Annotated in this window: 22 protein-coding genes and 1 riboswitch; of the genes, 7 read left to right on the top strand and 15 right to left on the bottom strand. The window is 65.6% G+C overall.

The genetic code is table 11. From position 1 onward, the window contains the following. Positions 1–169: 169 nt before the first annotated feature. From XM53_RS16140 to XM53_RS16170, 7 genes are all read right to left on the bottom strand, one after another. A complete protein-coding gene (locus tag XM53_RS16140) occupies positions 170–1,195 on the bottom strand; it encodes an extracellular solute-binding protein (RefSeq protein ID WP_057795170.1) in 1,026 nt (341 codons plus the stop codon). A gap of 31 nt (positions 1,196–1,226) precedes the next feature. Then, positions 1,227–2,033, bottom strand: coding sequence for an ABC transporter permease (locus tag XM53_RS16145; RefSeq protein ID WP_057795173.1), 807 nt, complete (start codon positions 2,031–2,033; stop codon positions 1,227–1,229). Continuing rightward, entirely contained in the window at positions 2,026–2,922 is an 897-nt protein-coding gene (locus tag XM53_RS16150) for an ABC transporter permease (protein WP_057795175.1), read from the bottom strand. Before XM53_RS16150 ends, XM53_RS16145 begins: the two co-directional genes overlap by 8 nt. A gap of 1 nt (position 2,923) precedes the next feature. Continuing rightward, positions 2,924–3,985, bottom strand: a complete 1,062-nt coding sequence (locus XM53_RS16155) for an ABC transporter ATP-binding protein (RefSeq protein ID WP_057795177.1) — start codon at positions 3,983–3,985, stop codon at positions 2,924–2,926. Positions 3,986–4,047: 62 nt separating this feature from the next. Continuing rightward, entirely contained in the window at positions 4,048–5,493 is a 1,446-nt protein-coding gene (locus XM53_RS16160) for an amidase (RefSeq protein ID WP_057795179.1), read from the bottom strand. 381 nt (positions 5,494–5,874) lie between these two features. Beyond that, entirely contained in the window at positions 5,875–6,270 is a 396-nt protein-coding gene (locus XM53_RS16165; RefSeq protein WP_057795181.1) for a metallopeptidase family protein, read from the bottom strand. A 39-nt stretch (positions 6,271–6,309) separates the two neighbouring features. Continuing rightward, the gene (locus XM53_RS16170) at positions 6,310–7,224 is read right to left on the bottom strand and encodes an MBL fold metallo-hydrolase (RefSeq protein WP_057795183.1); all 915 of its coding nucleotides are present in this window, start codon (positions 7,222–7,224) and stop codon (positions 6,310–6,312) included. Between the two features lie 178 nt (positions 7,225–7,402). Between XM53_RS16170 and gltX the strand changes: the two genes are divergently transcribed. Further along, positions 7,403–8,728, top strand: coding sequence for a glutamate--tRNA ligase (gene gltX / locus XM53_RS16175; RefSeq protein ID WP_057795185.1), 1,326 nt, complete (start codon positions 7,403–7,405; stop codon positions 8,726–8,728). Positions 8,729–9,419: 691 nt separating this feature from the next. On the opposite strand, the gene XM53_RS16185 is transcribed toward gltX, so the two are convergent. Next, positions 9,420–10,010 carry a gamma-glutamylcyclotransferase family protein gene (locus tag XM53_RS16185; RefSeq protein ID WP_057795189.1) on the bottom strand — a complete coding sequence of 197 codons (591 nt, stop codon included), beginning with the start codon at positions 10,008–10,010 and terminating at the stop codon, positions 9,420–9,422. Positions 10,011–10,141: 131 nt separating this feature from the next. Next, positions 10,142–10,228, top strand: a riboswitch (glycine riboswitch). Between the two features lie 157 nt (positions 10,229–10,385). On the opposite strand from XM53_RS16185, the gene gcvT reads away from it, so the two are divergent. The 3 genes from gcvT (at position 10,386) to gcvP (ending at position 14,893) form a co-directional block, all read left to right on the top strand. Then, on the top strand, positions 10,386–11,510 hold the full coding sequence (gene gcvT / locus XM53_RS16190) for a glycine cleavage system aminomethyltransferase GcvT (protein ID WP_057795191.1): 1,125 nt from the start codon (positions 10,386–10,388) through the stop codon (positions 11,508–11,510). Positions 11,511–11,526: 16 nt separating this feature from the next. Further along, positions 11,527–11,886: a glycine cleavage system protein GcvH gene (gene gcvH / locus XM53_RS16195; protein WP_057795193.1), complete on the top strand. Its 360-nt coding sequence runs from the start codon at positions 11,527–11,529 to the stop codon at positions 11,884–11,886. 154 nt (positions 11,887–12,040) lie between these two features. Continuing rightward, on the top strand, positions 12,041–14,893 hold the full coding sequence (gcvP, locus tag XM53_RS16200; protein WP_057795195.1) for an aminomethyl-transferring glycine dehydrogenase: 2,853 nt from the start codon (positions 12,041–12,043) through the stop codon (positions 14,891–14,893). Between the two features lie 343 nt (positions 14,894–15,236). Here gcvP and XM53_RS16205 read toward each other — a convergent pair whose 3' ends face one another. The 3 genes from XM53_RS16205 to XM53_RS16215 all read right to left on the bottom strand — a co-directional run bounded on the left by XM53_RS16205 (position 15,237) and on the right by XM53_RS16215 (position 19,415). After that, entirely contained in the window at positions 15,237–16,124 is an 888-nt protein-coding gene (locus tag XM53_RS16205; RefSeq protein WP_057795197.1) for an inositol monophosphatase family protein, read from the bottom strand. Between the two features lie 94 nt (positions 16,125–16,218). Then, positions 16,219–18,720: an ABC transporter permease gene (locus tag XM53_RS16210; protein ID WP_057795199.1), complete on the bottom strand. Its 2,502-nt coding sequence runs from the start codon at positions 18,718–18,720 to the stop codon at positions 16,219–16,221. Next, complete coding sequence (locus tag XM53_RS16215; RefSeq protein ID WP_057795201.1) at positions 18,717–19,415, bottom strand: ABC transporter ATP-binding protein; 699 nt, start codon at positions 19,413–19,415, stop codon at positions 18,717–18,719. The genes XM53_RS16210 and XM53_RS16215 overlap by 4 nt, the downstream gene beginning before the upstream one ends. On the opposite strand from XM53_RS16215, the gene XM53_RS16220 reads away from it, so the two are divergent. Further along, on the top strand, positions 19,414–20,091 hold the full coding sequence (locus XM53_RS16220; protein ID WP_057795203.1) for an arylesterase: 678 nt from the start codon (positions 19,414–19,416) through the stop codon (positions 20,089–20,091). The genes XM53_RS16215 and XM53_RS16220 overlap by 2 nt on opposite strands. Before the next feature lie 177 nt (positions 20,092–20,268). On the opposite strand, the gene XM53_RS16225 is transcribed toward XM53_RS16220, so the two are convergent. Both XM53_RS16225 and XM53_RS16230 read right to left on the bottom strand, forming a co-directional pair. Then, the gene (locus tag XM53_RS16225) at positions 20,269–20,832 is read right to left on the bottom strand and encodes a L,D-transpeptidase (RefSeq protein ID WP_057795205.1); all 564 of its coding nucleotides are present in this window, start codon (positions 20,830–20,832) and stop codon (positions 20,269–20,271) included. 117 nt (positions 20,833–20,949) lie between these two features. Next, positions 20,950–22,116 (bottom strand): geranylgeranyl reductase family protein, encoded by a 1,167-nt coding sequence (locus XM53_RS16230; protein WP_057795207.1) that lies wholly within the window; start codon positions 22,114–22,116, stop codon positions 20,950–20,952. Between the two features lie 149 nt (positions 22,117–22,265). On the opposite strand from XM53_RS16230, the gene XM53_RS16235 reads away from it, so the two are divergent. Further along, the gene (locus tag XM53_RS16235) at positions 22,266–22,589 is read left to right on the top strand and encodes a BrnA antitoxin family protein (RefSeq protein ID WP_057795209.1); all 324 of its coding nucleotides are present in this window, start codon (positions 22,266–22,268) and stop codon (positions 22,587–22,589) included. 50 nt (positions 22,590–22,639) lie between these two features. Beyond that, positions 22,640–23,200, top strand: coding sequence for an REP-associated tyrosine transposase (locus XM53_RS16240; protein WP_057795211.1), 561 nt, complete (start codon positions 22,640–22,642; stop codon positions 23,198–23,200). A 45-nt stretch (positions 23,201–23,245) separates the two neighbouring features. Here the strand turns inward: XM53_RS16240 and XM53_RS23095 are convergent, their stop codons facing one another. Continuing rightward, entirely contained in the window at positions 23,246–23,713 is a 468-nt protein-coding gene (locus XM53_RS23095) for a hypothetical protein (protein ID WP_144435567.1), read from the bottom strand. A 250-nt stretch (positions 23,714–23,963) separates the two neighbouring features. After that, positions 23,964–25,619 carry an energy-dependent translational throttle protein EttA gene (gene ettA / locus XM53_RS16245; RefSeq protein WP_057795212.1) on the bottom strand — a complete coding sequence of 552 codons (1,656 nt, stop codon included), beginning with the start codon at positions 25,617–25,619 and terminating at the stop codon, positions 23,964–23,966. Positions 25,620–25,672 lie beyond the last annotated feature (53 nt).

Here is a 25,672-nt window from a genome sequence, read left to right on the forward strand (position 1 = left end):
CAAGCCCGAGGATGACGAGGTTCGAGAGAGCGGGAGTTCGTCGGGTCACGCCCGAGGAGGACGGGGCGTGCGAAGGCAGAGAGGTCCCGGGTCGGGCCCGGGACGGGGGTGAGCCAAAAGAAAACGGGGGCCCCGGAAGGCCCCCGTTGCCCGTCCCTCGACGACTGGCTTATTTTTGCAGTTCGGTCCAGATCGCGGTGTAGAATTCCTGCGCCTCGGCGGGGCAGGCGGTGGTGAATTGGCCGGCGTCCTTCAGCTCTTCGGGCACGACGATCTCGGGCGCGGTCTTCATGTCTTCGGGCATGAATTCCTCGGAGCCGTCGATGCCGTTGGCGTAGCGCGCGAAGGATGACAGCATGGCCGCGTTTTCGGGGTCCATGATGAAGTTCAGGAAGAGCTTGGCGTTTTCCACGTTCTGCGCGTCGGCGAGGACCGCGGCGCTGTCCATCCAGACCGGGTAGCCCTCTTTCGGATAGCCGTAGGCCACGTTCTCGTTGTTGTTGCGGGCGCGGAAGGTCGAGCCGTTCCAGTTGACCGACGCCATGAGATCGCCGTTCGACAGCTTCTCGGTGGTGCCGTAATCCATGCTCATCCACTTGGGCTTTGCCGCGACCAGCACGTCGCGAGCCTTTTTCAGCACTTCCTTGTCGGTGGTGCAGGGCTCGCCGCCCACGTAGAACAGCGTGAGGTTCATGATGTCCTGCATTTCCGGCACGACGTTGACCTTGCCTGCCAGCTCTTCCGGCGGGTCGAGGAAGATGGCCGAGGTGTTGATGTCGCCATCATAGGCCGTCTTGTTCACGGCGATGCCGGTCGTGCCCCATTGCCATGGCACGGAATATTCGCGGTTCGGATCCCATTCTACGTTCTTCCACTGTTCGGAGATGTTGCCGTAGTTTTCCATCTCGGGGATGCCCGGCTTCATCAACAGGCCCTTGTCGATATAGACGCCCATGTAGCTGTGGGTGGGCACGACGATGTCGAAGCCGTGGCCGCCGGCCTCGATCTTGGCAAGGGCGGTGGTGTTGCTGTCGTAGTCGGTGATCGTGACGTCGACGTCGTATTCCTGCTCGAACTTCTCGATCATCTCGGGGCTGGTGTAGTTGCCCCAGTTGTAGATGTTGAGCGACCCTTCGGCGTGGGCCGCGCCGGCCAGCGCGATGGCCGCGACTGTGGTGGTCAGATATGTCTTCATCGTCATTCTCCCTGTTGAGGTTCTGCGCGGGTTAGTCCCGCTTGCGGTTGAGTATAAAGAAGGCCGTCAGCAAAAGCACGGTCAACGCCAGAAGGGCCGTCGAGATGGCGTTGACCTCGGGTGTGATGGCGCGGCGCAGCTGGCCCAGCATGTAGGTGGGCAGGGTGTCCTGCCCGGCGGATTTGACGAATTCGGTGATGATGACGTCGTCGAGCGAGATGACGAAGGCCAGCATGGCGCCGGCGGCGATGCCGGGCATCATCAGGGGCAGCGTCACGTGGCGGAAGGTCTGCCAGGGGCGCGCGTATAGGTCCGACGCGGCGGTTTCCAGCGCAAGGTCCATGCCTTCCAGCCGGGCGCGGATGGGCAGGTAGGCAAACGGCACGCAGAAGGCCGAATGCGCGAGGATCAGGTAGGCGAGGCCGGTATAGCCGGTGGCGACCTTGATCGTGGCGAAGAAGATCAGCAGCGCCACGGCGGTCACGATTTCGGGCACCATAAGGGGCTGGTTGATCATCACGTAGATGAAGGTCTGCCCCTTGAAGCGGCCGCGCCGCGTGGTGCCGAGGGCGGCCATGGTGGCGACGGTGGTGGAGATGACCGCCGCCGAGACCGCGATGACCAGCGAGCGCACGGTCGCCTCCTGCACCTGGGTGTTGTCCCACGCCTCGAAGTACCAGCGGACCGAGAAGCCGCCCCAGAGCGCCACGGATTCGGAATCGTTGAACGAGTAGATCACCATCGTGACGATCGGCGCGTAGAGCAGCACGAAGGTCGTGAGCGCGATGGCGGTGAAGCCCGGCAGGGTGGTGACGGAAAAGCTCTTGCCCTTAGCCATTGGCGTCGTCCCTTGAGGTGACGCGGACATAGGCCAGAAGCGCGACCAGCACGATCATCAGCAAGAGCAGCGCCAGCGCCGCGCCGAGCGGCCAGTTGCGGCCCTGGCCGAATTGCAGCTCGATGAAGTTGCCGACCATCATGTTCTTGCCGCCGCCCAGGATGCGCGGCGTGACGTAGGCGCCCAGCGAGGGCACGAAGACGAGGATCGAGCCCGCGACGATGCCAGGGCGCACGATGGGCAGGATCACCCGGCGCAGCACCTTCATGCGGCTGGCGTAGAGGTCATAGCCTGCTTCCACGAGGCGGAAATCGAACCGGTCGATGGCGGCGTAAAGCGGCAGGACCATGAGCGGCAGGTAGACATAGGCCATGCCGATCAGCACGGCGGTGTCGGTGTAGAGGATCTGCAAGGGCGCGTCGATGATGCCGAAATTCAGCAGGAACGTGTTGAGCAGGCCCTGGTTGCGGATCACCTCCATGATCGCGAAGGTGCGGATCAGCAGGTTGGTCCAGAACGGAATTGTGATCAAAAACAGCCAGAAGGCGCGCTTGTTGGGCGGGCGGGTGGCGATGAACCACGCGGTGGGAAAGCCGATGGCGAAGGCGATGAGCGTGGTCAGAACCGAGAGTTTCAACGAGCGCCAGAAGATCGTCAGGTGCGCGTCGGCAAAGGTGACGGTGTCGTCGAAGATGTCGCGCTCGAAAAAGACGCGGAACCATGCCTCGGTCGTGAAGTCCCAGACCACGCCGGAATATTCGCCCGGTTCGAGAAAGGCGTAGACCACCACGATCAGAAGCGGGCCGGCGGCGCCCACCGTCAGCAGGATCAGCGCCGGGATCGAGAGGATCCAGCCGGTGCGTCCGCTGCCGTGGGTGGTGCCTGCCATCCTAGTCCTCCAGCACCCGGGCCGCGCCCGGCACGAAATCGAAGGACACGGTCTGGCCTTCCTGCAGCCCGGTGTCGCCCGAGGGCGGGCTTTGCATCCGGGCGACGACCTCGGTGTCGTCGGACATGCGCAGGTGGCAATGGGTGTCGGTGCCGAAATAGACGGTTTCGGCCACGCGGCCCTGAAGCGCTCCGTCGCCGATGCGGACCTGTTCGGGGCGCACGGCAAGGCTGACCTTGGTGCCTTGAATGGCGGCATCGAGGTTGTCCACGGCGATCACGTCGCCGGTGGGCAGCCGCACGCCTCCTTGTTCAACGGTACCGGTCAAGACATTGGTTTCGCCGATAAAATCGGCCACGAAGCGGTTGACCGGCTTGTTGTAGATCTCGCGCGGGCCGCCGATCTGCAGGATCTGGCCGTCGCGCATCACGCCGATGCGGTCGGACATGGTCAGCGCCTCTTCCTGGTCGTGGGTGACGAAGACGAAGGTGATGCCGGTTTCGGTTTGCAGGCGCTTGAGTTCCAGCTGCATTTCCTTGCGCAGCTTGAGGTCGAGCGCCGAGAGAGGCTCGTCCAGCAAAAGCACCTCGGGCGCTGGTGCCAGCGCGCGGGCGAGCGCGACGCGCTGTTGCTGGCCGCCCGAGAGCTGCTGGGGTTTGCGGTCTGCGAAGGCTTCGAGTTTGACCAGCGCCAGCATCTCGGCCACGCGGGCGTCGACCTGCGCCTTGGGCGTGCCCTGCATGGTCAGGCCGAAGCGGATATTGTCGGCCACGCTGAGATGCGGGAAGAGTGCGTAGCTTTGGAAAACCGTGTTCACGGGGCGGTCGTAGGGGGCCATCGTGCTGATGTCGCGTTCGCCCAGCAGGATCATGCCCGCGGTGGGCGATTCGAACCCTGCAATCAGGCGCAGCAGGGTGGTCTTGCCACAGCCAGACGGGCCCAGAAGGGTGAAGAACTCGCCCTTGTTGATGACGACGGACACGTCGTTCAGGGCGCGGACCTTCTTTTCGCCGGCACCGTATTCCTTGCGGGCCGATCGGGCCTCGACCGCGGCTTCGGTCATGCGTTGTCCCCCGTGTTCATGGCCTTGATGTTTCCCGACAAGGCCGCGACATTCAAGTGTTTTCAGGTGTCGATGCCGGGCATAGCCGGAATTTGATCAAACCATGGGCGGGCGCGTTCGATATCCGCGCAGAGCGACATGAGGGCGGTGTCGGCCCCGAAGCGCGAGGCCAGGTGGATGCCGATGGGCAGGCCGTCGGTACCGCGGCAAAGCGGCAGCGAGACGGCGGGCTGGCCGGTGGCGTTGAAGGCGGCCGTGTAGGGCGAGTAGGCGAAAATGCCGTTCTCGCCCACGCGGTAGGCCACGTAATCCTCGGTGTCGTGGGCAAAGCGGCCGATGGCGGCGGGCGGCTCGGCCATGGTGGGGGTGAGCAGGATGTCGTGATCCACGAAAAACGCGGCCATCTGGCGGCCATAGGCGTGGACGGTTTCCACCGCGTCGAGGTAGTCGGCTCCGCTGATGGTTTGCGCGTAGGCGACCGCGCCGCGCGCGACGCCTTCGATGTCGCCCTGGCGCAGCTCGCGGTTCTGTTTGGCCAGCGCCGCGCGCACCCAGGAGGCGGTGCCGCAGGCGACGATTTTCGTCCAGGCGTGCATCATCCCTGTCGTGTCGGCGGTGGGGCGGGCTTGCGTTACGTGGTGGCCCATGTCGTGCAGCAGAGCGGCGGCGTCCTGCACGGCGGCCTGGCATTCGGGGTGGACCGCATCGCCGGTGAGGGTGGTGTCGCAAAGCGCGATGCGCAGAGGGCCGTTGGGGCGGTCGAGCGATTCCAGGAAAGTGCAGGGCATGGGCGGTGCGACGTAGGGCGCGCCAAGGTCGGGGCCGCAGACGATATCCAGCAGAAGCGCCGTGTCGCGGAGCGAGCGGGTGAGGAAACCCTCGATCGCCATGCCGGCCCAGCCTTCGCCCGCGTAGGGCCCGTCGGGGACCATGGCGCGGGTGGGCTTGAACCCGACAAGGCCGCAGTTGGAGGCGGGGATGCGGATCGAGCCGCCGCCGTCGCTGCCATGCGCGCCGGGGACGATGCCCGCCGCCACCGCAGCACCCGAGCCGCCCGACGAGCCGCCGGGCGTGCGGTCAAGATCCCAGGGGTTGCGGGTGGGGCCGCCATAGACCGCCGCCTCGGTCGCCGCGCCCACGCCGCCCTCTGGCGCGGCGGTGCGTCCGAAAGTGACGAGGCCAGATGCCTCCAGCCGGTCGTAGATGGTGGAATTCATCCTGTAGCTGGTGTTCGCCAGAAGGCGCGAGCCGAGCGAGGCGGGGTGCCGGGTGGATTCCGCGCCCATGTCCTTGAGGAGGAAGGGCACGCCGGTGAGCGGGCCCTTGGGCAGGCCGTCGGCGATCATCCGGCGGGCGGTGTCGGAATAGTCGTGCACCACGGCGTTGAGCGCGGGGTTCACGGCGTGCATCCGGGCGAGGGCGGTGTCCAGAAGGTCGTCGGGCGTGACCTCGCCCTTGGCCACGAGGCCGGCGAGGGAGGTCATGTCGTGGGCGCGGTAATCATCCATGGCGTCAGAATGCACGGAGGGGGCGGGGGTGCAACGGGAATGTTGGCGAGAGAGGTGGAGGTCCCGGGTCAGGCCCGGGACGGTCGGTTCGACTATCTCAGTCGCGCGGAACAAAGGCGCGGCCCTGCCGCGCCGCCGCGCGATCGTCCGTTGACCGAAAGGCGATTGCACGCAATCGCCGAAAGGGGGGCCGCCCGTCACGCCGGAGGCGTGCCGACTATAGGCGACGCACCTTTGGTGCGACGGGCTGGCGATTGGGTAACGTGAGCGCGTCGATCGGAGGTTTTGCGGATGTGGCGGAGACAAAGCGGCCTGAATATCTGTTGGTCGCCATCCCGCGGTCTGGCGCTCGCGCGGCAGTCCATCGCTATTCAGGGTTTCTTATTCCCACCAGCGGTCGATGCTGGCGATGTCGTCGTCGGACCAGCCGAAATGGTGGGCGAATTCGTGCACCGTCACATGCGCTACGAGATCGGCGAGTTCCACGTCGCCACGGTCGCGCCATTCGGCCAGGATGGGTTCGCGGAAGAGCCAGACGATATCGGGGCCCGTGGGCTGGTCGAAGACCGACTTTTCCGTCATCGGGATGCCGTCGTAAAGCCCCGTCAGCTCGGCCGGGTCGGTCATGCCGAAACTGTCCAGCATCTCCTGATCCGGCCAGTCGGCGACATGGATCGCCACGGCTCGCGCGGCCTCGGCAAAGGCCTGAGGAAAGCCCGCCACGGTGCGGCGGGCCACGTTTTCCATCCAGTCCAGAGAAGTGTCGGGCGCGGGCATGAACGTGATCTAGGCCGCGCGCCCGGAAGGCGCAAGCGGTCAGAGGCGCAGCTGGTAGGAACTGGGCACGTAGGCGTAGCCGCTGTCCGATTTTTCGACGAAGCCGGTGGCGGGCCAGGGCATGTGGTAACCGACGAAGGGCATCTTCTCGGCGGCCAGCATGTCGAGGAGCGTCTTGCGGGTCTGGGCGGCCGCCGCCTTGTCCATGTCGAACTTCACCTCCCAGTCGGGATGGGCCAGCGACCAGACGTAGTGGTTGGCGAAATCGGCGGCGATCATCAGGCTTTCGCCTTCGCTTTCGATGATGTGGACCATGTGGCCAGGCGTGTGGCCGAACGCGGCCATCGCCGTGTGGCCGGAAAAGCCCGCATCGCCGTCGCCGATCATGGTGAATTGCTCGGCCAGGGGGCGGACTTTCGCTTCGAAATTGTCGTCGCCGGCGGCGGACCAGTGATCGAACTCGGCCGATCCGGTGACGTAACCCGCGTTGGCGAAGGTGGGCGCGTCGCCGTTCATCAGCCCGCCGATATGGTCGCCGTGCATGTGGGTGATGACGACCGTGTCGATCATGTCGGCGGAATAGCCCGCGGCCTCGAGCGCCGCAGTGGTGCCTTCAGCGTTCAGGCCGGTGTCGAACAGCACCAGCTCGGACCCGGTGTTCACCACGGTGGGGGTGAAGAAGAACTGCGCCTGATCGGTCGGGATCATCGCGGCCTCGGAGACGGCGGTGAATTCTTCGTGGTCGACATTCAGGCCGAAGATGCTGTGCGGATCGGGGCGCGTGGCCTCGCCCGCCAGCAGGGTTGTCACCTCGAACGCGCCCAGTTTGAACCGACGGAAGGGCGGCGTGGCGGCGCCCAGCATCGGCGCGGTGGCCCAGGCGGGCAAGGCGGGAGCGGCGGAGAGGGCGGTGGCCGAGGCGAGGAAGTTGCGGCGGGAAAGGCGGGTGGACATGTCAGACCTCCTGTTGTTGTCGAGCGGAAGGATAGGGCGGTACGGGCGAAAGTCGCCCGCGATGTGCGGCTGTCACGCGAATTTGAGGGTGGACGCCCGTCATGTCGGGCCGGGACACCTGTGATACTGGACAAGCGACCCCCCTTGTGACATTTGGCGCGGCAACAGGAGACACCCCATGACAACCACCCGTTTCGCGCCCTCCCCCACCGGGTACATCCATATCGGCAACCTGCGCACCGCGCTGATGAACTTCCTCATTGCCCGCAAGGCCGGGGGGACGTTCATCCTGCGCATCGACGACACCGATCCCGAGCGGTCGAAGCAGGAATACGTGGATGCGATCAAGGAAGACCTTGAATGGCTGGGCCTGACATGGGACCGGGTGGAGCGGCAATCCGAGCGGCTGGACCGCTATGCGCAAGCCGCCTACACGCTGCGCGATATGGGGCGGTTTTACGAGGCGTTCGAGACTCCGACCGAGCTGGACCTGAAGCGCAAGAAACAGCTGAACATGGGCAAGCCGCCGGTGTACGACCGGGCCGCGCTGGGCCTGAGCGACGAACAGAAGGACGCGCTGCGCGCCGAGCGCGGGAATGGCGTCTGGCGGTTCAAGCTGGATCACGAGCGGATCGAATGGGAGGACGGCATCCTGGGGGATATCTCCATCGACGCGGCCAGTGTCAGCGACCCGGTTCTGATCCGGGGCGACGGGCAGGTGCTCTATACGCTGGCCTCGGTCGTGGACGACACGGAAATGGGCGTGACCCACGTGGTGCGCGGGTCGGATCACGTGACCAATACCGCGACGCAGATCCAGATCATCGAGGCGCTGGGCGGCACCGTGCCAAGCTTTGCGCACCATTCGTTGCTGACCGGGCCGCAGGGGGAATCGCTGTCGAAACGGCTGGGGACGCTCAGCTTGCGCGATCTGCGGGCGCAGGGCGTGGAGCCGATGGCGCTGTTGTCGCTGATGGCGCGGCTGGGCTCGGCCGACCCGGTGGAGCTGCGGTCCGAGATGGCGGAGCTGATCGAGGGGTTCGATATCGCGCGCTTCGGCTCGGCGCCGACGAAGTTCGATGCGGAGGACCTTTTCCCGCTGACGGCGCGGGTGCTGCAGGGGCGCGATTTCGCCGATGTGAAGGCGCATATCGTGGGCCTTGGCGTGCCCGAGGACCAGGCCGAACGGTTCTGGAGCGTGACGCGCGAGAACATCACCACGCTGCACGACCTGGAAGGCTGGTGGGTTATGTTCCGCGACGGGGCGGAGCCCGTGATCGACGACGAGGACCGGGAATTCGTGGCCGAGGCGCTGGCGCTGATGCCCGAGGGACCGCATGACGGCGAGACCTGGGGGCAGTGGACGAACGCGGTGAAGGAACAGACCGGCCGCAAGGGCAAGGGCCTGTTCATGCCGCTGCGCAAGGCGCTGACCGGGCAGACCCACGGGCCGGACATGAGCCAGGTGCTGCCGCTGTTGCAGGTGATCAAGGCCAAGAACTGAGCCGCGGGGCGGCGCCGGGAAGAGCCCTGGTGAAACATCGGTGTCGAGCACCTAGCCGGTTAGCAGCCGCGCAGCGGCCCGGCCATCGTCAGCCCCTCCCTCGGGCTGGCGATTTGGCTGGGGCTGGGCGCGCCGATCATTCCGAGGATGTATCTGGCGGGCATAAAGTGCTTCGGAATTGCCGCCGGATCGCCAGCCCAGGGGCTGACGATGGCCTCCGTCGCGAATGGCGGCAAAGCCCGCGTAGCAGACGCGGGTAGCGGCGCAGCGGACGGCCGTGGCTCCCGTTTCGCGGCGTACCTGTCATCAAAGCCATCACGCACGCTGCGAGTGACCCAAATCAGACAGGCCTCCGGGCAAAAAAGCGGCACCTTGGCGGCTGATCGGTGCTTCTTTGCCGATGGCCTGCGTTTTTGGGCAACACACCGGATTGGCTCTGTGAGAGCGGGCTTGTCGCCGGACCCGATTCCACATCATGAGAGGGCTCTGCCGCCACCGCTTGCCTGGGATCGAGACATGTCTAGCGCCATCGTACTGATCGGACTTCTGATCGTTGCCGTTTTGTTGTTCGTCCTGCTGGCGACGTCGGCGCGGGATCGCGTCTGACGGCGCGCCGGGTGCATAGGCGGCGTACCCTTGGCGGGTTCGCCGCGCCCGGTGCGGCAATGCCGGCGCTCGCGCGCGGTGCGGATCAGTCCTTGAGAGGGTTGAAGCTCGAGACCGGCTGCACCTTGGCGCCGACCCGGTCGAGCATGTCGTTTACCAGCGCGGTTTCCTTGCGCTGAAGCTTCTGGTGGCGCGGGTAGAGCGGGCGCCGGCGGTCGTCGAGGATGGGGGCGTCCCAGCCGTCGGTCGTGTCGAAGAAACGCTGCACGCCGTCTTCGCCGAAGACATGCAGGTAGCCCTGGACCACCACGTCGATATAGCTGAGCAGTACCGGGCTGACTGCGTCGGGATTGTGGTGATGGCCGTCCCGAATGGCGAAGACCACCAGATCGGCGTCTTCGGGCAGGTGCGTGCGGACCTGGTGGCGGGCGGGCACCCGCATGTAGGCACGTTCGCGCGCGTCGAGCGCGGCCCAGTCGGCGCCGGGCACGCCGGCGACGAGGCCGTCGATCTGGGCAGTGGTGTCGGGCACGGCCGTGAGATACGCCACCTCGCGCAGGGTCGTCTTGCGCCAGGCGCGCCGCCAGCCTGAAAGCTGGGCGGGGTGGGCATCTTCGTAAGCGTGGGTGCGGCGGTTCACCAGGCTGCCATAGCCGAAGAAGAATCCGGGTTGCACGTGGGTGTCTGCCTTTCTCGTTTGTCATTTATGTCAACAGGCGTGGGGGCGAAGGTCAAGGCGTGCCGCCAAACTGTGATCTTGTTCTGTCATTCTGCTTGCAGAGGTCCGGGGCGGTCAGTACGCTACTAAAGTATCGGAACGGGAGAACCGGCGTTGCCGGTGCCGAAGGAGCAACCGCCCCGGAAACTCTCAGGCGCAAGGACCGACCGATGGACGACTCTGGAGAGATCGCGGGCAAACCCCGCGGCGCCGAAGGGATAGCGATCTCAGGCGGAAGGACAGAGGGGGCATCGGGCGCGTGATGAAGGTGCGCGAGACTGATGCCGGTTGCCCAGCCAGATGTGCCCGGTTCGAGACGTGAAGGAGAGCGGATTGAGTGATCTGCGCGAGACGCCGCTGACAGGCCTGCACAAGGCGCTGGGCGCGAAGATGACCGGCTTTGCCGGCTATGAGATGCCGCTGCAATATGGCTTGGGCGTGATGGGCGAGCACCAGCATACGCGGGCTGCGGCGGGGCTTTTCGATGTGAGCCATATGGGGCAGGTCCTGATCCGCCATGAGGCGGGCTATGGCGGGGCGGCGCAGGCGATGGAGCGGCTGGTGCCGGTCAGCCTTCTGGGCCTGGGCGAGAAGCGGCAGCGATACGGGTTTTTCACCAATGAGGCGGGCGGTATTCGCGACGACCTGATGCTGACCAACCGGGGCGATCACCTGTTGGTGGTGGTGAACGCGGCCTGCAAGGCCGACGATATTGCCTTGATGCGCGAGGGGCTGCCCGACTGCGAGGTGGTCGAGGTGACGGACCGCGCGCTGATCGCGTTGCAGGGGCCGAAGGCGGTCGATGCGTTGGCGCCCATCGCCGCGGGCTGCGAGATCATGAAATTCCTGGATACCGGCATTTTCACCTCGGATTATGGCGAGCTGTGGATCTCGCGCTCGGGCTACACCGGCGAGGACGGCTACGAGATTTCCGTGCCCGAGGCGCAGGCCGAACCCTTGGCGCGGGCGCTTTTGCTGCACGAGGCGGTGGAGCCTGTGGGCCTGGGCGCGCGCGACAGTTTGCGGCTGGAGGCGGGTCTGTGCCTTTACGGGCAGGATATCGACGACGGGACCACGCCGGTCGAGGCGGGGCTGAGCTGGGCCATCCAGAAAGCGCGCCGCCGGGGCGGGGAGCGCGAAGGCGGGTTCCCGGGTGCGGAGGTGATCCTGGACCAGTTGGAGAACGGCGTGGCGCGGTGCCGCGTGGGGCTGCGCCCCGAGGGGCGCGCACCGATGCGCGCCGGGACGCAGATTTTCGGCGGCGAGACGGGCGGAGAGGCGGTGGGGCACGTGACCTCGGGCGCCTATGGGCCGTCGATCGAGGCGCCGATGTCGATGGGCTATGTCGCCGCCAGCCATGCCTCGGCCGGCACGACGCTGTATGGCGAGGTGCGCGGTAAACGCCAGCCCGTCAGGGTGGCGGAGATGCCGTTCACCCCTGCGAATTTCAAACGCTGAACATCAGGAGACTTGCATGAAATACACCGAAGAACACGAATGGCTGGACCAGGATGGCGATATCGTCACTGTCGGCATCACCAGCCACGCCGCCGAGCAGCTGGGCGATATCGTTTTCGTGGAACTGCCCGAGGTGGGTGCAGAGGTGACCAAGGACGACGAGATCGTGGTGATCGAGAGCGTCAAGGCGGCCTCGGACATCCTGGCGCCGCTGGACGGCGAGATCGTGGAAGTGAACGAGGTGCTGGCCGACACGCCCAGCAAGGTCAACGAGGATCCCGAAGGCGACGGCTGGTTCTTCAAGATCAAGCCCTCGGACACCTCGCCGATGGACGATTACATGGATGAAGCCGCCTACAAGGCTTTCATCGACTGATCCGTGCCGCCGGGCGCAAAATTTTGGGAAAATTTTGGCAAAAATCTTTGGAAGATTTTTGTGCCTCCGGCGGGGATATTATTGGCCAGAGGAATGAGGGGCGGCGCGCGTCGCCCCGATGAAGTCTCTTGTCTGACACCAAGGAGCGATTGTCATGCCGTTCGAGCCCACAGACTACCTGCCCTACGATTTCGCCAACCGCCGCCATATCGGGCCCTCGCCCGAGGAGATGGCCGAGATGTATGCCGTGCTGGGGGTCAAGGACCTGGACCATCTGATCGACGAGACGGTGCCGAAGTCGATCCGCCAGGCCGAGACACTGGATTTCGGCAAGCCCAAGTCCGAGCGCGAGCTGATGCACGAGATGCGCATGGTGGCGGGCCGGAACAAGGTGTTGGTGAGCCTGATCGGGCAGGGCTATCACGGCACGGTCACGCCGCCCGCGATCCAGCGAAATATCTTCGAGAATCCGGCGTGGTACACCGCCTATACGCCCTATCAGCCCGAGATCAGCCAGGGGCGGCTGGAGGCGCTGTTGAATTTCCAGACGATGATCTGTGATCTGACGGGGTTGGAGGTGGCCAATGCGTCGCTTCTGGACGAGGCGACGGCCTGTGCCGAGGCGATGACCATGGCGCAAAGGGTGGCGAAGTCGAAGGCCAAGGCGTTTTTCGTCGATCGCGACTGCCATCCGCAGAATATCGCCGTGGTGCAGACCCGCGCCAAACCGCTGGGGATCGAGGTGATCGTGGGCGACCCGGAGAAGATGGAGGCGGACAAGGTGTTCGGGGCGCTGTTCCAGTATCCCGGCACTTATGGCCATGTGCGGGATTTCACGCCGCAGATGGAGGCGTTGCATGGTGCGGACGCGGTCGGGATCGTGTCGGCCGATCCTTTGGCGCTGACCCTTTTGAAGGAGCCGGCGGCGATGGGGGCGGATATCGCCGTGGGCTCGGTTCAGCGGTTCGGCGTGCCGATGGGCTATGGCGGGCCGCACGCGGCTTACATGGCGTGCCGCGATGCCTACAAGCGCGCGATGCCGGGGCGGATCGTGGGGGTGTCGGTGGATGCCCATGGAAACCGGGCCTACCGGCTGTCGTTGCAGACCCGCGAGCAGCATATCCGGCGCGAGAAGGCCACGTCGAATGTCTGTACCGCCCAGGCGCTGTTGGCCGTCATGGCGTCGATGTATGCCGTGTTTCATGGCCCCAAGGGCCTTCAGGCCATAGCACAACGCATCCACCGCAAGACCGTGCGACTGGCCAAGGGGCTGGAGACGGCGGGGTTCAAGGTGGACCCCAAGGCCTATTTCGACACGATCACGGTGGATGTGGGCCCGTTGCAGGCGGCGGTGATGAAATCGGCGGTCGACGAGGGGATCAACCTGCGCCGGGTGGGCGAGAGCCGTGTGGGCATCACGTTGGACGAGGCGACGCGGCCCAAGAACATCGAGGCGGTCTGGCGGGCCTTCGGGATCGAGAAGACGGACGAGGATTTCACGCCCGAGTACCGCGTGCCCGACGAGATGCACCGACGGAGCGGCTATCTGGAGCATCCGATATTCCACATGAACCGGGCCGAGACCGAGATGATGCGCTATATGCGGCGGCTGGCGGACCGGGACCTGGCGCTGGACCGGGCGATGATTCCGCTGGGGTCGTGCACCATGAAGCTGAACGCGGCGGCCGAGATGATGCCCGTGAGCTGGCGCGAGTTCGCGCGGCTGCACCCATTCTGCCCCAAGGACCAAGCCGAAGGCTACCGCGTGATGATCGACGACCTGAGTGCCAGGCTGTGCGAAATCACCGGCTATGACGCCATGTCGATGCAGCCCAATTCGGGCGCGCAAGGGGAATATGCGGGGCTGTTGACCATCGCGGCTTATCACGCGGCCAATGGCGAGGGGCACCGCAATGTCTGCCTGATTCCCACGAGTGCGCATGGCACCAACCCCGCGAGCGCGCAGATGGTGGGCTGGAAGGTGGTGCCGGTGAAATCCGACAGCAACGGCGATATCGACCTTGACGATTTCCGCGCCAAGGCGGAGGCCAATGCGGACAATCTGGCGGGCTGCATGATCACCTATCCCAGCACGCATGGCGTGTTCGAGGAGACCGTGCTGGAGGTCTGCAAGATCACGCACGCGCATGGGGGGCAGGTCTATATCGACGGGGCGAACCTGAATGCCATGGTGGGGCTGTCGCGGCCCGGCGACCTGGGCGGGGACGTGAGCCACCTGAACCTGCACAAGACCTTCTGCATCCCGCATGGCGGGGGCGGGCCGGGCATGGGGCCGATTGGCGTGAAGGCGCATCTGGCGCCGCACCTGCCGGGTGATCCGAGAGGTGAGAGCGACGGGCCGGGGCCGGTGTCGGCGGCGCCGTTCGGCTCGGCCTCGATCCTGCCGATCAGCTGGGCCTATACTTTGCTGATGGGCGGCGAGGGGCTGACGCAGGCGACCCGGGTGGCGATTTTGAATGCCAACTACGTCGCGAAGCGGCTGGAGGGGGCGTATGACGTCCTGTACCGCGGGCGCAACGACCGGGTGGCGCATGAGTGCATCTTGGACACGCGGCCTTTCGCGGACAGTGCGGGCGTGACGGTGGACGACATCGCCAAGCGGCTGATGGATTGCGGGTTTCACGCGCCGACCATGAGCTGGCCGGTGGCGGGCACGCTGATGATCGAGCCGACGGAGAGCGAGACCAAGGCGGAGCTGGACCGGTTCTGCGACGCGATGCTGGCGATCCGCGAGGAGATCCGCGCCATCGAGGACGGCGAGATGGACCGCGAGAACAACCCGCTGAAGCACGCGCCGCACACGATGGAGGATCTGGTGCGCGACTGGGACCGACCCTATAGCCGCGAACAGGCCTGTTTCCCGCCGGGTGCCTTCCGGGTCGACAAGTACTGGCCGCCGGTCAATCGGGTGGACAACGTATTCGGCGACCGGAACCTGGTGTGCACCTGCCCGCCGATGGAGGCCTATGCCGAGGCGGCGGAGTGACCGGAATGAGGGCGGCCCCGTGTGAGGGCCGCCCCGGTTTAGGTGCTGAAATAACTGCCTGAAATGAGCGGGTTCCGCCAGGGACAGCGGCGGAACCCTCGTTCGGAAGGAGGGAGAGCCCTTCGAACGATTGCCTATGGGTCGCGCCGGTGGGGCGACGGGTTCAAAGTATTTTTAAGGTGTGCAGACGGGGTGCAGGAGAGGTGTGGAGCTTGCGGGTTGCAAGCCGCGCCGTCACACGCGCTGCGTCTGACTGACGAGCGTGCTGCGTGGTGCAGGAGGTCCCGGATCAGGTCCGGGACGGGGAGGCCCAGGCGTGCAGGTCTGTAGCGAAGGCTGAACGTTATGCGGGGTCGTCGTCGACCAGCATCGAGAACAGCTCCGCCAGCTTCTGCCAGCTGGCCTCGTTGGACGCGGCGAGCAGGTAGCCGGTTTTGATTCCCGCATTGTAGTCGCGCCCGTCGAGCATACGCACCACCCCACCCGCGCGCTGGACAATCAGCACGCCCGCAGCGTGATCCCATGGGTTAAGGGTGGAAGAGAGCAGGAAATCGGAATGGCCTTGCGCCAGCATCCGGTATTCGTGGCACGAGCAGCGCAGCGAGCCGACGCGTCCGAAGCGCGGCATGAGGGGGGCGAGCTGTTCCTGCACGGCCCGGTCCATCAGGGAAAAGTGCATGTAGCCCGAAAGGCTGTCGATCTCGCCGCCATGCGAGACCGAGACGGGGCGGGCGCGGCCGGTGGCGCGGGTCATTTGGGCCGGGCCGTCCTCTTCGGCGGTGATGAAATCGTCCATCACGGGATCGTAGAGCAGGCCAAAGACCGGCGTGCCGAAACGGGTGACCGAGACGATGACGCCGAACATGGCCAGGCCGTTGACGAAGTTCCACGTGCCGTCGACGGGATCGAGGATGAAGGCCAGTTCCGCCTCGGCCAGTTTGCCGCGCAAGGCCGGGTCGGCGGCGGCGGCTTCCTCGCCCACGATCAGGGCGTGGGGGAACATCTGTTGCAGGCCGCGGGCGATCATGGCCTCGGCGGCATGGTCGGCCTCGGTCACCAGGTCGTCGGGGCCGGATTTGGTGGTGACCTGGGCGCTGGCAAGGTTGCGGAAGCGGGGCATGATCTCGGCCCGCGCGGCGCGGCGGACGAGGTTCACGAGCGCGGCCTTCTGGGCGTGTGTCAGCGGCGAGGAAACGGGGATGGGCAGGGTTTCCGACGGTGTTGCGGACATGGGCGCGCTCCTTCGACTCGGGGGTGGTTCGGGTTGGTCGTGACGTGCCACCCCGGGCACCGGACCGCAACCGGATTGGGGGCGGCGCGGGCGGTTATTCGCGGCTGCGCAAGACCTGTGCGGGGCGGGCCGAGATGGGGCCGAGGGCGAAGGCGAGCCCAGCCAGAAGGCTGATGAGCGCGCCGCCCGCGACGATGCCGAGGGCGGGGGGCCAAGCCACGGCGAAGGAGGTTTCCATCACGTAATGGCTGACGGCCCAGGCCCCCGCGATGCCCGCGCCGAGCGCGACGCTGCCGGCTGCCGCGCCGAGGAGGGCGGCACGCAGCGACAGGCCCCAGAGGATGCGTGCGCGGCTGGCGCCCAGCACCTTTAGGATCGCCGCCTCGTAGCTGCGGGCGCGGGCGTCGGCGGCGGCGGCGCCGATCAGGACCATGAAGCCGGTGAGCAGCGTGGCGGCGGCGCCCCAGGCGGTGGCCGAGGCGAGGCTGCCAAGAAGGTCGCTGACGCGGGAGACGGCGTCGCGCACCGAGATGGCGGTGATGTTGGGGAACTGGCGGGAAAGGTCGCGGAGAATGGCGGTTTCCGACTCGGCATCTGAGTAGACCGTGGCGATATAGCTGTGCGGCGCGTTGACCAGCGCGGCCTCGTTCAGGATCATGATGAAGCCCATGCCGGCGGTGGAGAAATCGACCTCGCGGAAGGAGGTGACTTCGGCCGTCAGGTCGCGGCCGAGGATGTTGATCGTGATCTCGTCGCCAAGGCTCAGGCCCATCTCCTCGGCCTCTTCGGCGGCGAAGCTGACCTGGGGCGGGCCATCGTAATCCTCTGCCCACCAGTCGCCGTCGGTGAGGGTGCTGCGGTCGGGCAGGGCGGCGGCATAGCTGACGCCGCGGTCGCCTTGCAGGACCCAGTGGTCGCCGGCGACCTGGGCAGCAGGGCGGCCGTTTATTTCGCTGATGATGCCGCGCAGCATGGGGGCGGCGTCGACACGGGAGACGCCGGCGTCGCCGTCGAGCCGGGCGGAAAAGTCGGGCATCTGGTCGCGCTGGATGTCGACGAAGAAGAAGCTGGGCGCGCGAGTGGGCAGGTCGCGGGTGATGGCGTCGCGCAAATTGCGGTCGACCTGGCCCACGGCGGCGAGCACGCTGAGGCCGAGGCCGAGCGACAGGACCACGGCGCTGGCGGTGCTGCGCGGCCCGCCGATGGCGCCGAGCGCCCAGCCAAGCGCGGTGCGGCCCCGGGCGAGCGGGCGCATTTTCCGCGCGGCGGCGCGCAGGGCGAGACCGGCGAGGGCCAGCACCACGAGCGCGGCGGCGATGGAGCCGGCGGTCCAGTAAGTGAGTGTTGAATTGCCCGAGAACCAGGCGGCGACCCAGACGAGGGCCGCGACGAGCGCGGCGGTGGTCACGATGAAAACCGCGCCGGGGATGGTGCCGGAGGTGTCTGCATCGCGGTAAAGTGCTGCGGGACGGATATCGCGCGCCTGCGCCAGCGGCCAGAGCGTGAAGATGAGGATGCTGAGAGCGCTGTAGATCGCGGCCTCGGCCATCGGCCCCGGATAGGGCGCGAAGACGGCAGGCACGGGCAGTTGCGCGGTGATGATGGGCGACAGCAGCACGGGCAGGCCGACGCCGAGGGCGAGTCCGAGCGTGATGCCAAGGACGCCCAGAACGGCGACCTGCGTGAGATACGTGAGGAAGATCGTGCGTTGGTCCGCGCCGAGGCTGCGCAGGATGGCGATGGTCTGTGTCTTGCCCGAGAGGTAAGCGCGCAGGGCGGCGGAGATCCCGACGCCGCCCACGGCCAGGCCGGAAAGGCCGACGAGGATCAGGAAGGCACCCAGACGCTCGACGAATTCGGCCACGCCGGGCGCGCCGTTGCGGGCGTCGGACCAGCGCATTCCGCTGCCTTCGAGTGCCTGTTCGGCTGCGGCCCGAGTGGCGTCGAGGTCGGTGCCGGGGGGCAGGTCGAGGCGGTAATGCGAAGAGAACAGCGTGCCGGGTTCCAAAAGGCCCGCACCGTCGAGGGCGCTGCGCAGGACGATGGTACGGGGTCCGAGGCCAAAGCCGCCGGTGCGGCTGTCGGGTTCGCGTTCTATGAGCGCGCGCAGGGTGAAGGACTTGGCCCCCAGGGTAACGGTGTCGCCGGGGCTCGCGCCAAGGCGATCGGCAAGGGTAGGGTGCATGACGAGGCCGTTGTCTTCCAGCGCCTCGTCGAGGGGTATATCGGGGGAGAGGTCCACTGTGCCGACAAGGGGATAGGCGGTGTCGACGGCTTTCACTTGCGTCAGGCTGCGTTCCTCGCCCATGACGGCCATGGAGCGGAAATCTGCGATCTCGGAGACCCGCGTGGCGGTGTTGTCCATCCATGCGCGTTCTTCGGGATTGGCGAAGCGGTAGGTCAGTTCGATTTCGGCGTCGCCGCCCAGAAGCGTGGCGCCTTCCTGCGCGAGGCCCTCGGCGATGCTTTCACGGACGGTGCCGACCGCGGCGATGGCCGCGACGCCGAGGATCACGCAGGCCAGGAAGATGCGAAAGCCGTGCAGGCCGCCACGCAACTCGCGGCCCGCGAAGCGTGCGGCGAGGCGGAGTTTCATGCGGTGCGGGCCTTGGGGGGCTGGCGTTCGGACAGATGGCCGTCGCTCAACTCGGCCACGCGGGCGCAGCGGTCGGCGAGGCCGGGGTCGTGGGTGACAAGGACCAGTGTGGCGCCGTGGCGTTCCTGTAGCCCGAACAGAAGGTCGATGATGGCGGTGCCGGTGGTGCTGTCGAGGTTGCCGGTGGGTTCGTCCGCCAGCAGGATATCGGGGCGCGGGGCGGCGGCGCGGGCGAGTGCCACGCGCTGTTGCTCGCCGCCGGAAAGCTGCGAGGGGTAGTGGTTCAGCCGTTTGCCAAGGCCCACGGCGGTCAGTTCCTCCTCGGCGCGGGCGAAGGCGTCGGGGTTGCCGGCGAGTTCCAGCGGCGTTGCGACGTTTTCGAGCGCGGTCATGGTGGGGATCAGGTGGAAGGACTGGAAGACCACACCGATATGGTCGCGGCGCAGGCGGGCCAGCGCATCCTCGGACATCGTGGTGAGGTCGTGCCCCAGTGCCGTGACCGTGCCGCCGGTGGCGCGTTCCAGCCCGCCCATCAGCATCAGCAGCGAGGATTTGCCGGACCCGGACGGCCCCACCAGCCCCAGCGTGTCGCCGCGGTGGACATCGAGGCTGATCGCCTCAAGTATGTCGACGGGGCCGGCATTGCCTTGCAGCGATAGAGCCGCCTCGCGCAGCGATAACACGGGGTCTGTCATGGGGTTCTGCCTGTCTTTTCTTGGTCGTTTCACATATGGGGTCCGCACCTTGGCGGGCAAGGTCGCGGCGCTTGTTTTCCTTGGTTTACCGGCCTTTGGTGAAGAGCCGGTGACGATCCTGGCGCTGGGCGACAGCCTGACGCAAGGGTACGGGCTGGCGCAGGCGGACGGGTTCGTGCCGCAGCTTCAGGACTGGTTGCAGGAGAACGATGTGGCCGCAGAGGTGATCAACGCGGGCGTGTCGGGGGACACCACGGCGGGCGGCGCGTCACGGGTGGAGTGGAGCCTGACGCCCGAGGTCGACGCGATGATCGTGGCGCTGGGCGGTAACGACATGCTGCGCGGGCTGGACCCGGGGCAGGCACGGGCAAACCTGAGGACGATCCTGGAGGTGGCCCAGGGGCGGGACCTGCCCGTGCTGCTGGTGGGGATGCAGGCGCCGACGAATTTCGGGCCGGATTACAAGGCGGCGTTCGACGCGATGTATCCAGAGTTGTCGCAAGAGTTCGGCGCGCTTTATTTCGAGAGCTTCTTCAAGGGGTTGGGAGAGGGCGATCCGTCCGAGTTGCAGGGGTATTTCCAGTCGGACGGGATCCATCCCAATGCCGAGGGGGTCGACCGGATCGTCGAGGCGATGGGGCCTGTGGTGGCGGACCTGGCCGAGCGGGTGGAGTGAGGCCGCAGGGCTTTCCTGCTTGGCCGGATCTCCGTCTGAACCCGAGGAAGAGGTCCCCCCGGGTCAGGCCCGGGGCAGGCAGGGTCAAGCCCGGGACGGGAGGTTTGGCGGCTGGCGTTGGCGGTCCGTCGATTGCGCGGCGGCGCGGCCAGCCGCGCCTGGGTGCCGCGCAGGTTCTCAGAGAACCGTGACCACGGTACCCAGCGGCACACGCTCATAAAGGTCGATCACGTGCTCGTTGATCATGCGGATGCATCCGTTGGACACCGACCGACCGATTGAGCGCGGCGCGGTGGTGCCGTGGATACGGAAATACGTGTCACGGCCGTTCTGGAACAGGTACAGCGCGCGCGCCCCCAAGGGGTTGCCCTTGCCGCCCGGCTGAACGTAGTCGTTGCCCTTGAACTTGGCGTAGGTCTGGGGCTCGCGCTCGATCATTTCTTGCGTCGGGCGCCAGGTGGGCCACTTTTTCTTGACGTCGATGGTGGCGCGGCCGGTGAATTCCAGCCCGGCCTTGCCGACGCCCACGCCATAGCGGCGGGCGCGGCCCTGTTCGGTGATCAGGTAGAGGAAGTGCGCCTTGGGCAGGATCAGCATCTGGCCGGGCGCGTAGCTGGACGAGATGTTCACATCCTGCGGCATGTATTTCGGATCGATCTGGAACGATTGCGCGGCGGCGGGCAGGGCGGGCGCAGTGGCGGCCGCGGCGGCGGTGGCCACGAATTGGCGGCGATTCATCATGTTTTCTTCCCCTCGGAACGGCGGCAGGTGAATATGGCGATATTCCGCCACATGAGCATTTAGAAATCAAAAACAAGTGAATATCAGAAGGGCAAGTGATTCTGTGCCCGTCAAGTCTCAGTTTCCCGAAGCTGCGGCAGAGAGGTAACGAAATGCCGCGCGAGGCAGGCGCAGGGCGGTGCGGCGCAGAAGGGCGGGATACTCCATGTCGCCCGAGAGCAGATGCATGTAATCGCGCTTGAGCGTCGTGGAGCCGGCGAAGGTGCGGGCGAAGAACGGTTGCAGGGGCTTTGAGAAAATCAGCGGGCGCAGCATCCGGGCCTGCGCGATGGCGCGGCGGATCGGCTTTGTTGCCGTTGTGTAAAGGGGCAGGGCGCGGCCGGTATCCCCCTGATCCAGCGCAATTTTCGCAGCACGGGCGGCCAGCGCGCCGGAGTGGATGGCGTGGCCGATCCCCTCGCCGGTGATCGGATCGACAAGGCCCGCGGCGTCGCCCACGAGCAGGACATTGCCCTTGCCGGGGATGGGCTTTGGCGCGCCGAAGGGCAGGAAGTGGCCTTTGACTTTGGCGGTCTGGCCGGTGCCGAGCTTGGCGAGATAGGCGGCGAGGTGGGCCTTCATCTGCGGGTTGCGGGCGTGCAGGCCGCCCAGGCCGATGGTGGTGCTTTGTTTCTTGGGGAACGACCAGCCATAGCCCCAGTTGGCGGCGGCAAAGTCGATGCGGATGGGGGTGGCCTCGGTCGGGGCCTGCGAGGGGCCTTCGATTTCCAGCGCGAAACCGATGGTGTTCTGGGAAAAAGGCTGTCCGAACAGGGCCTTGGCGGTGGGGCTTTGCACGCCGTCGGCGGCGATGAGCAGGCGGTAGGCGAGGGTTTCGCCACTGGCCAGCGTGAGGCGGCCCGCCGCGAGGTCATGGGTCTCGACGCGGTGGCCGGTATAGTCGGCGGCCCCGGCGGCAAGGGCCTCTTGCAGCAGGCGGTGATCGAAATCCCACCGCATGGTCAGGTGCAGGGGTGGGACGTCTTCGAGCGTTCCAAGTAATTGATCGTGCAGGTGGAATTCGAAGTTGCGGCGGGTCTCGAAGAGGTCGGGGGTGATCCCGATCCCGAAGATCTCGGCCAGGTGCGCGGCGCAGCGGCCGGTGACCAGCCCGCCGCAGAGCTTGGGGCGCGGAAACTCCGCCTTGTCCACCAGCGCGGCGGTGAGGCCGAGGCGGCGCGCCTGCATGGCGGCGGCTGTACCGGCGGGGCCGGCGCCGAGGATGACAAGGTCGAAATCGGGCATCGTGAGAGGTCAGATAGAGCATCCCGAGGGGGGCGAAAAGACGTGTCGGTATCGCGTCGGTATCCGGGTGGTAATGCGACGGTGCGGTGGGGTTAAGTGTTCGTAAGGGGTTAGCGCGAGGATGCGGACGTGCCACAGAGGAGCCCGCCATGCCCACCAAGACCGAACGCGCCGCCCGCGCCAGCCTGATGCAGAGCCTGATCTACCTGCAACAGGAAAGCTGGATCCCCGAGACGATCGCCGAGGAGATCCCGGAGGCATGGCACACGCTGGAGATGGACGTGCCGGTGGAGGAGGAGAAGGAGAAGGTGACGCTGTATCTGGACCGGTCGGTGGTGAAGTTCTACCGGGCGATGGGCAAGGGGTGGCACGCGCGGATCAACCGGCTGCTGGCGACGTATATGCAGATGCATCTGGCGAAGGAGGTGCGGTTGGAGGAGGTTTTGAGGGAGAGGGTTGGGATGGGGGAGTGAGTGTTCGAAACCCAACCATTCATTAACCAAACTTGCGGCATGGTTGCGCCATGTCGAATTATCTTCGCCCGCGCATCACTGGTGCCACGGTATTCTTCACGGTTAATCTGGCCGAACGTGGCAGTCACCTTCTCGTGGAGGAAATCGAACGGCTGCGCGCCGCGGTGCAGCAGACACGCGTCGAGCGGCCGTTTCATATCGACGCGTGGGTCGTGTTGCCGGATCACCTGCACGCGATCTGGACGTTGCCGGAGGGTGATGCGGATTTCTCGACAAGGTGGGGCGCGATCAAGGCGCGGTTCACGCGCAGTTTGCGGAACGGGTGTAGGGTGGGGTTCAACCCCACCTTGGCAATAGAAACGGGACAAGCGGTGGGGTGGAACCCCACCCTACACAGGTCGGCGAGCAAGCAGCGCAAAGGTGACGCCGGGATCTGGCAGCGCCGATTCTGGGAGCATCATGTGCAGGGTGAAGAAGAATATTCAGCGCTGGTGCGATATTGCTGGATGAACCCGGTGAAGCATGGATTCGTGGAGGAGCCGAAGGAGTGGGCGTATTCGTCGGTGCATCGGGACAGGGCGGATGGGCGATGCGTGCGGGAGGTGGGGTGAAACCCCACCCTACGATTATTACGCGTCATGTTTCCGTTCAAAAGGTTATTCTCGTAGTCGTGAGACGAGTTCGCACCAAGACCCTTGCACGTCTAGCAAACCAGAATCTTCATGCGCATTTTCTTCTGAGAATTCCACAATGAATGCGTCGGGTGCATTTTCATGAACAATCGTGCCGACCGAACCTTCATTGAAACGGCCTCGCTTTCCTCTCAGGCGAACGACGTCGTAAAGTTCGAGCGCAGGTGGGCCATGGATGCGTTGCAGTTTGTCCACCAAATCGCATCCGAGCGGGTCAAATTGCTCCAGCAGCAGTGCCAAGAGACTTGGACCTGATACTTGATCAATCCAGTATGCTGTCCAGCCGCTTTCGAAATCCTCGCCGTTCTGGACAGCGAGGAGAAACCGATGGTGATCGGAGACGATGATCTCGGGGATGCCGAGCTGGATCAGTCTGGGCGCGTTTTTCCTGCGCCATGTGAAGAGCGGATCGTTCTCGCGGCGGAAGGTCAATTAAAATCTCCTGCACTTACGGATATGTCGCCAGCGGGCGCTCGCGCGGCTTTGTCGGGGGACGCGTGGGTTTTCACCCACCCTACGTCATCGTCGGGCTTGACGCGAGGATCTCGGGGTCCGGAGGTCCCGGATCAAGTCCGGGACGGCGGGACGTGGAGGGGCGCACCCGGATTTGCTACCGGGGTGCGCACGCGTTTCCTTCGGAAACGCTTTCGCGCACGGGTGACATCTGACTGCAAGCCAGATGTCACCTTGCAAATTTCTTGTGCTTGATCCGCTTTGGTTCCAACGCATCCGGGCCGAGGCGCCGCTTCTTGTCTTCCTCGTAATCCTCGAAGTTGCCTTCAAACCATTCCACGTGGGCCTCGCCTTCGAAGGCCAGGATATGCGTGCAGATGCGGTCGAGGAAGAAGCGGTCGTGGGAGATGACCACGGCGCAGCCGGCGAAATCCACCAGCGCGTCTTCCAGGGCGCGGAGGGTTTCCACGTCGAGGTCGTTGGTGGGCTCGTCGAGTAGCAGGACGTTGCCGCCTTCTTTCAGGAGGCGCGCCATGTGGACGCGATTGCGTTCGCCGCCTGACAGCAGCGAGACCTTCTTTTGCTGGTCGCCGCCCTTGAAATTGAAGGACGAGCAGTAGGCGCGGGAGTTCACTTGCGCGTCGCCCAACTGGATGATTTCGGCGCCGCCGGTGATGGCTTCCCACACGGTCTCGTTGTCCTTGAGGTCGTCGCGGGACTGGTCGACATAGCTGAGTTCGACCGTGTCGCCATAGGTGATCTCGCCCTTGTCAGGCTGTTCCTGCCCGGTGAACATCTTGAACAGCGTGGATTTGCCGGCGCCGTTGGGGCCGATCACGCCGACGATGCCGCCGGGGGGCAGGGAAAAGGTCAGGTCCTCGATCAGGAGCTTGTCGCCCATGGCCTTTTGCAGGCCCTCGACCTCGATCACCTTGCCGCCGAGGCGGGGGCCGTTGGGGATGACGATCTGGGCGCGGGAGACCTTTTCACGCTCGGACTGGTTGGCCAGCTCGTTGTAGCGTTCGATCCGGGCCTTTTGCTTGGACTGGCGGGCCTTCTGGCCCTGGCGCATCCATTCCAGCTCGCGTTCGAGGGTCTTCTGCTTGGACTTGTCCTCGCGCTTTTCCTGCTCCAGCCGCTTGGCCTTTTGTTCCAGCCACGCCGAATAGTTGCCCTCGTAGGGGATGCCGCGGCCACGGTCCAGTTCGAGGATCCAGCCGGTGATGTCGTCGAGGAAATAGCGGTCGTGGGTGACGATCAGGATCGTGCCCTTGTAGTCGATGAGGTGCTGTTGCAGCCAGGCGATGGTTTCCGCATCCAGGTGGTTGGTGGGCTCGTCGAGGAGCAGCATGTCGGGCGCCTCGAGCAGGAGCTTGCAGAGGGCCACACGGCGCTTTTCACCGCCCGAGAGCGTGGTGACGTCGGCGTCGTCGGGGGGGCAGCGGAGCGCCTCCATCGAGACGTCGACCTGGCTGTCGAGATCCCAGAGGTTGTTGGAGTCGATCTCGTCCTGGAGGGCGGCCATTTCGTCGGCGGTCTCGTCCGAATAGTTCATCGCCAGTTCGTTGAAGCGTTCCAGCTTGGCCTTGTGGGCCGCGACGCCCAGCATGACGTTTTCGCGCACCGAAAGGTTGGGGTCGAGCTCGGGCTCCTGCGGGAGGTATCCCACCTTGGCGCCCTCGGCCGACCACGCCTCGCCGGTATAGTCGGTGTCGAGGCCGGCCATGATCTTCATCAGGGTGGATTTACCGGCGCCGTTCACGCCGACGACGCCGATCTTCACGCCGGGCAGAAAGCTGAGATGGATGTTCTCGAAGCATTTCTTGCCGCCGGGGTAGGTCTTGGAGACGCCCTGCATGTGGTAGACGTATTGGTAGGCTGCCATTTTCCGTGCTCTTTTTCCTGAAGGGAATGCGTTGCGGCCCATGTAACCGCGCC

Source organism: Roseovarius atlanticus, from assembly GCF_001441615.1.
GTDB lineage: Bacteria > Pseudomonadota > Alphaproteobacteria > Rhodobacterales > Rhodobacteraceae > Roseovarius > Roseovarius atlanticus.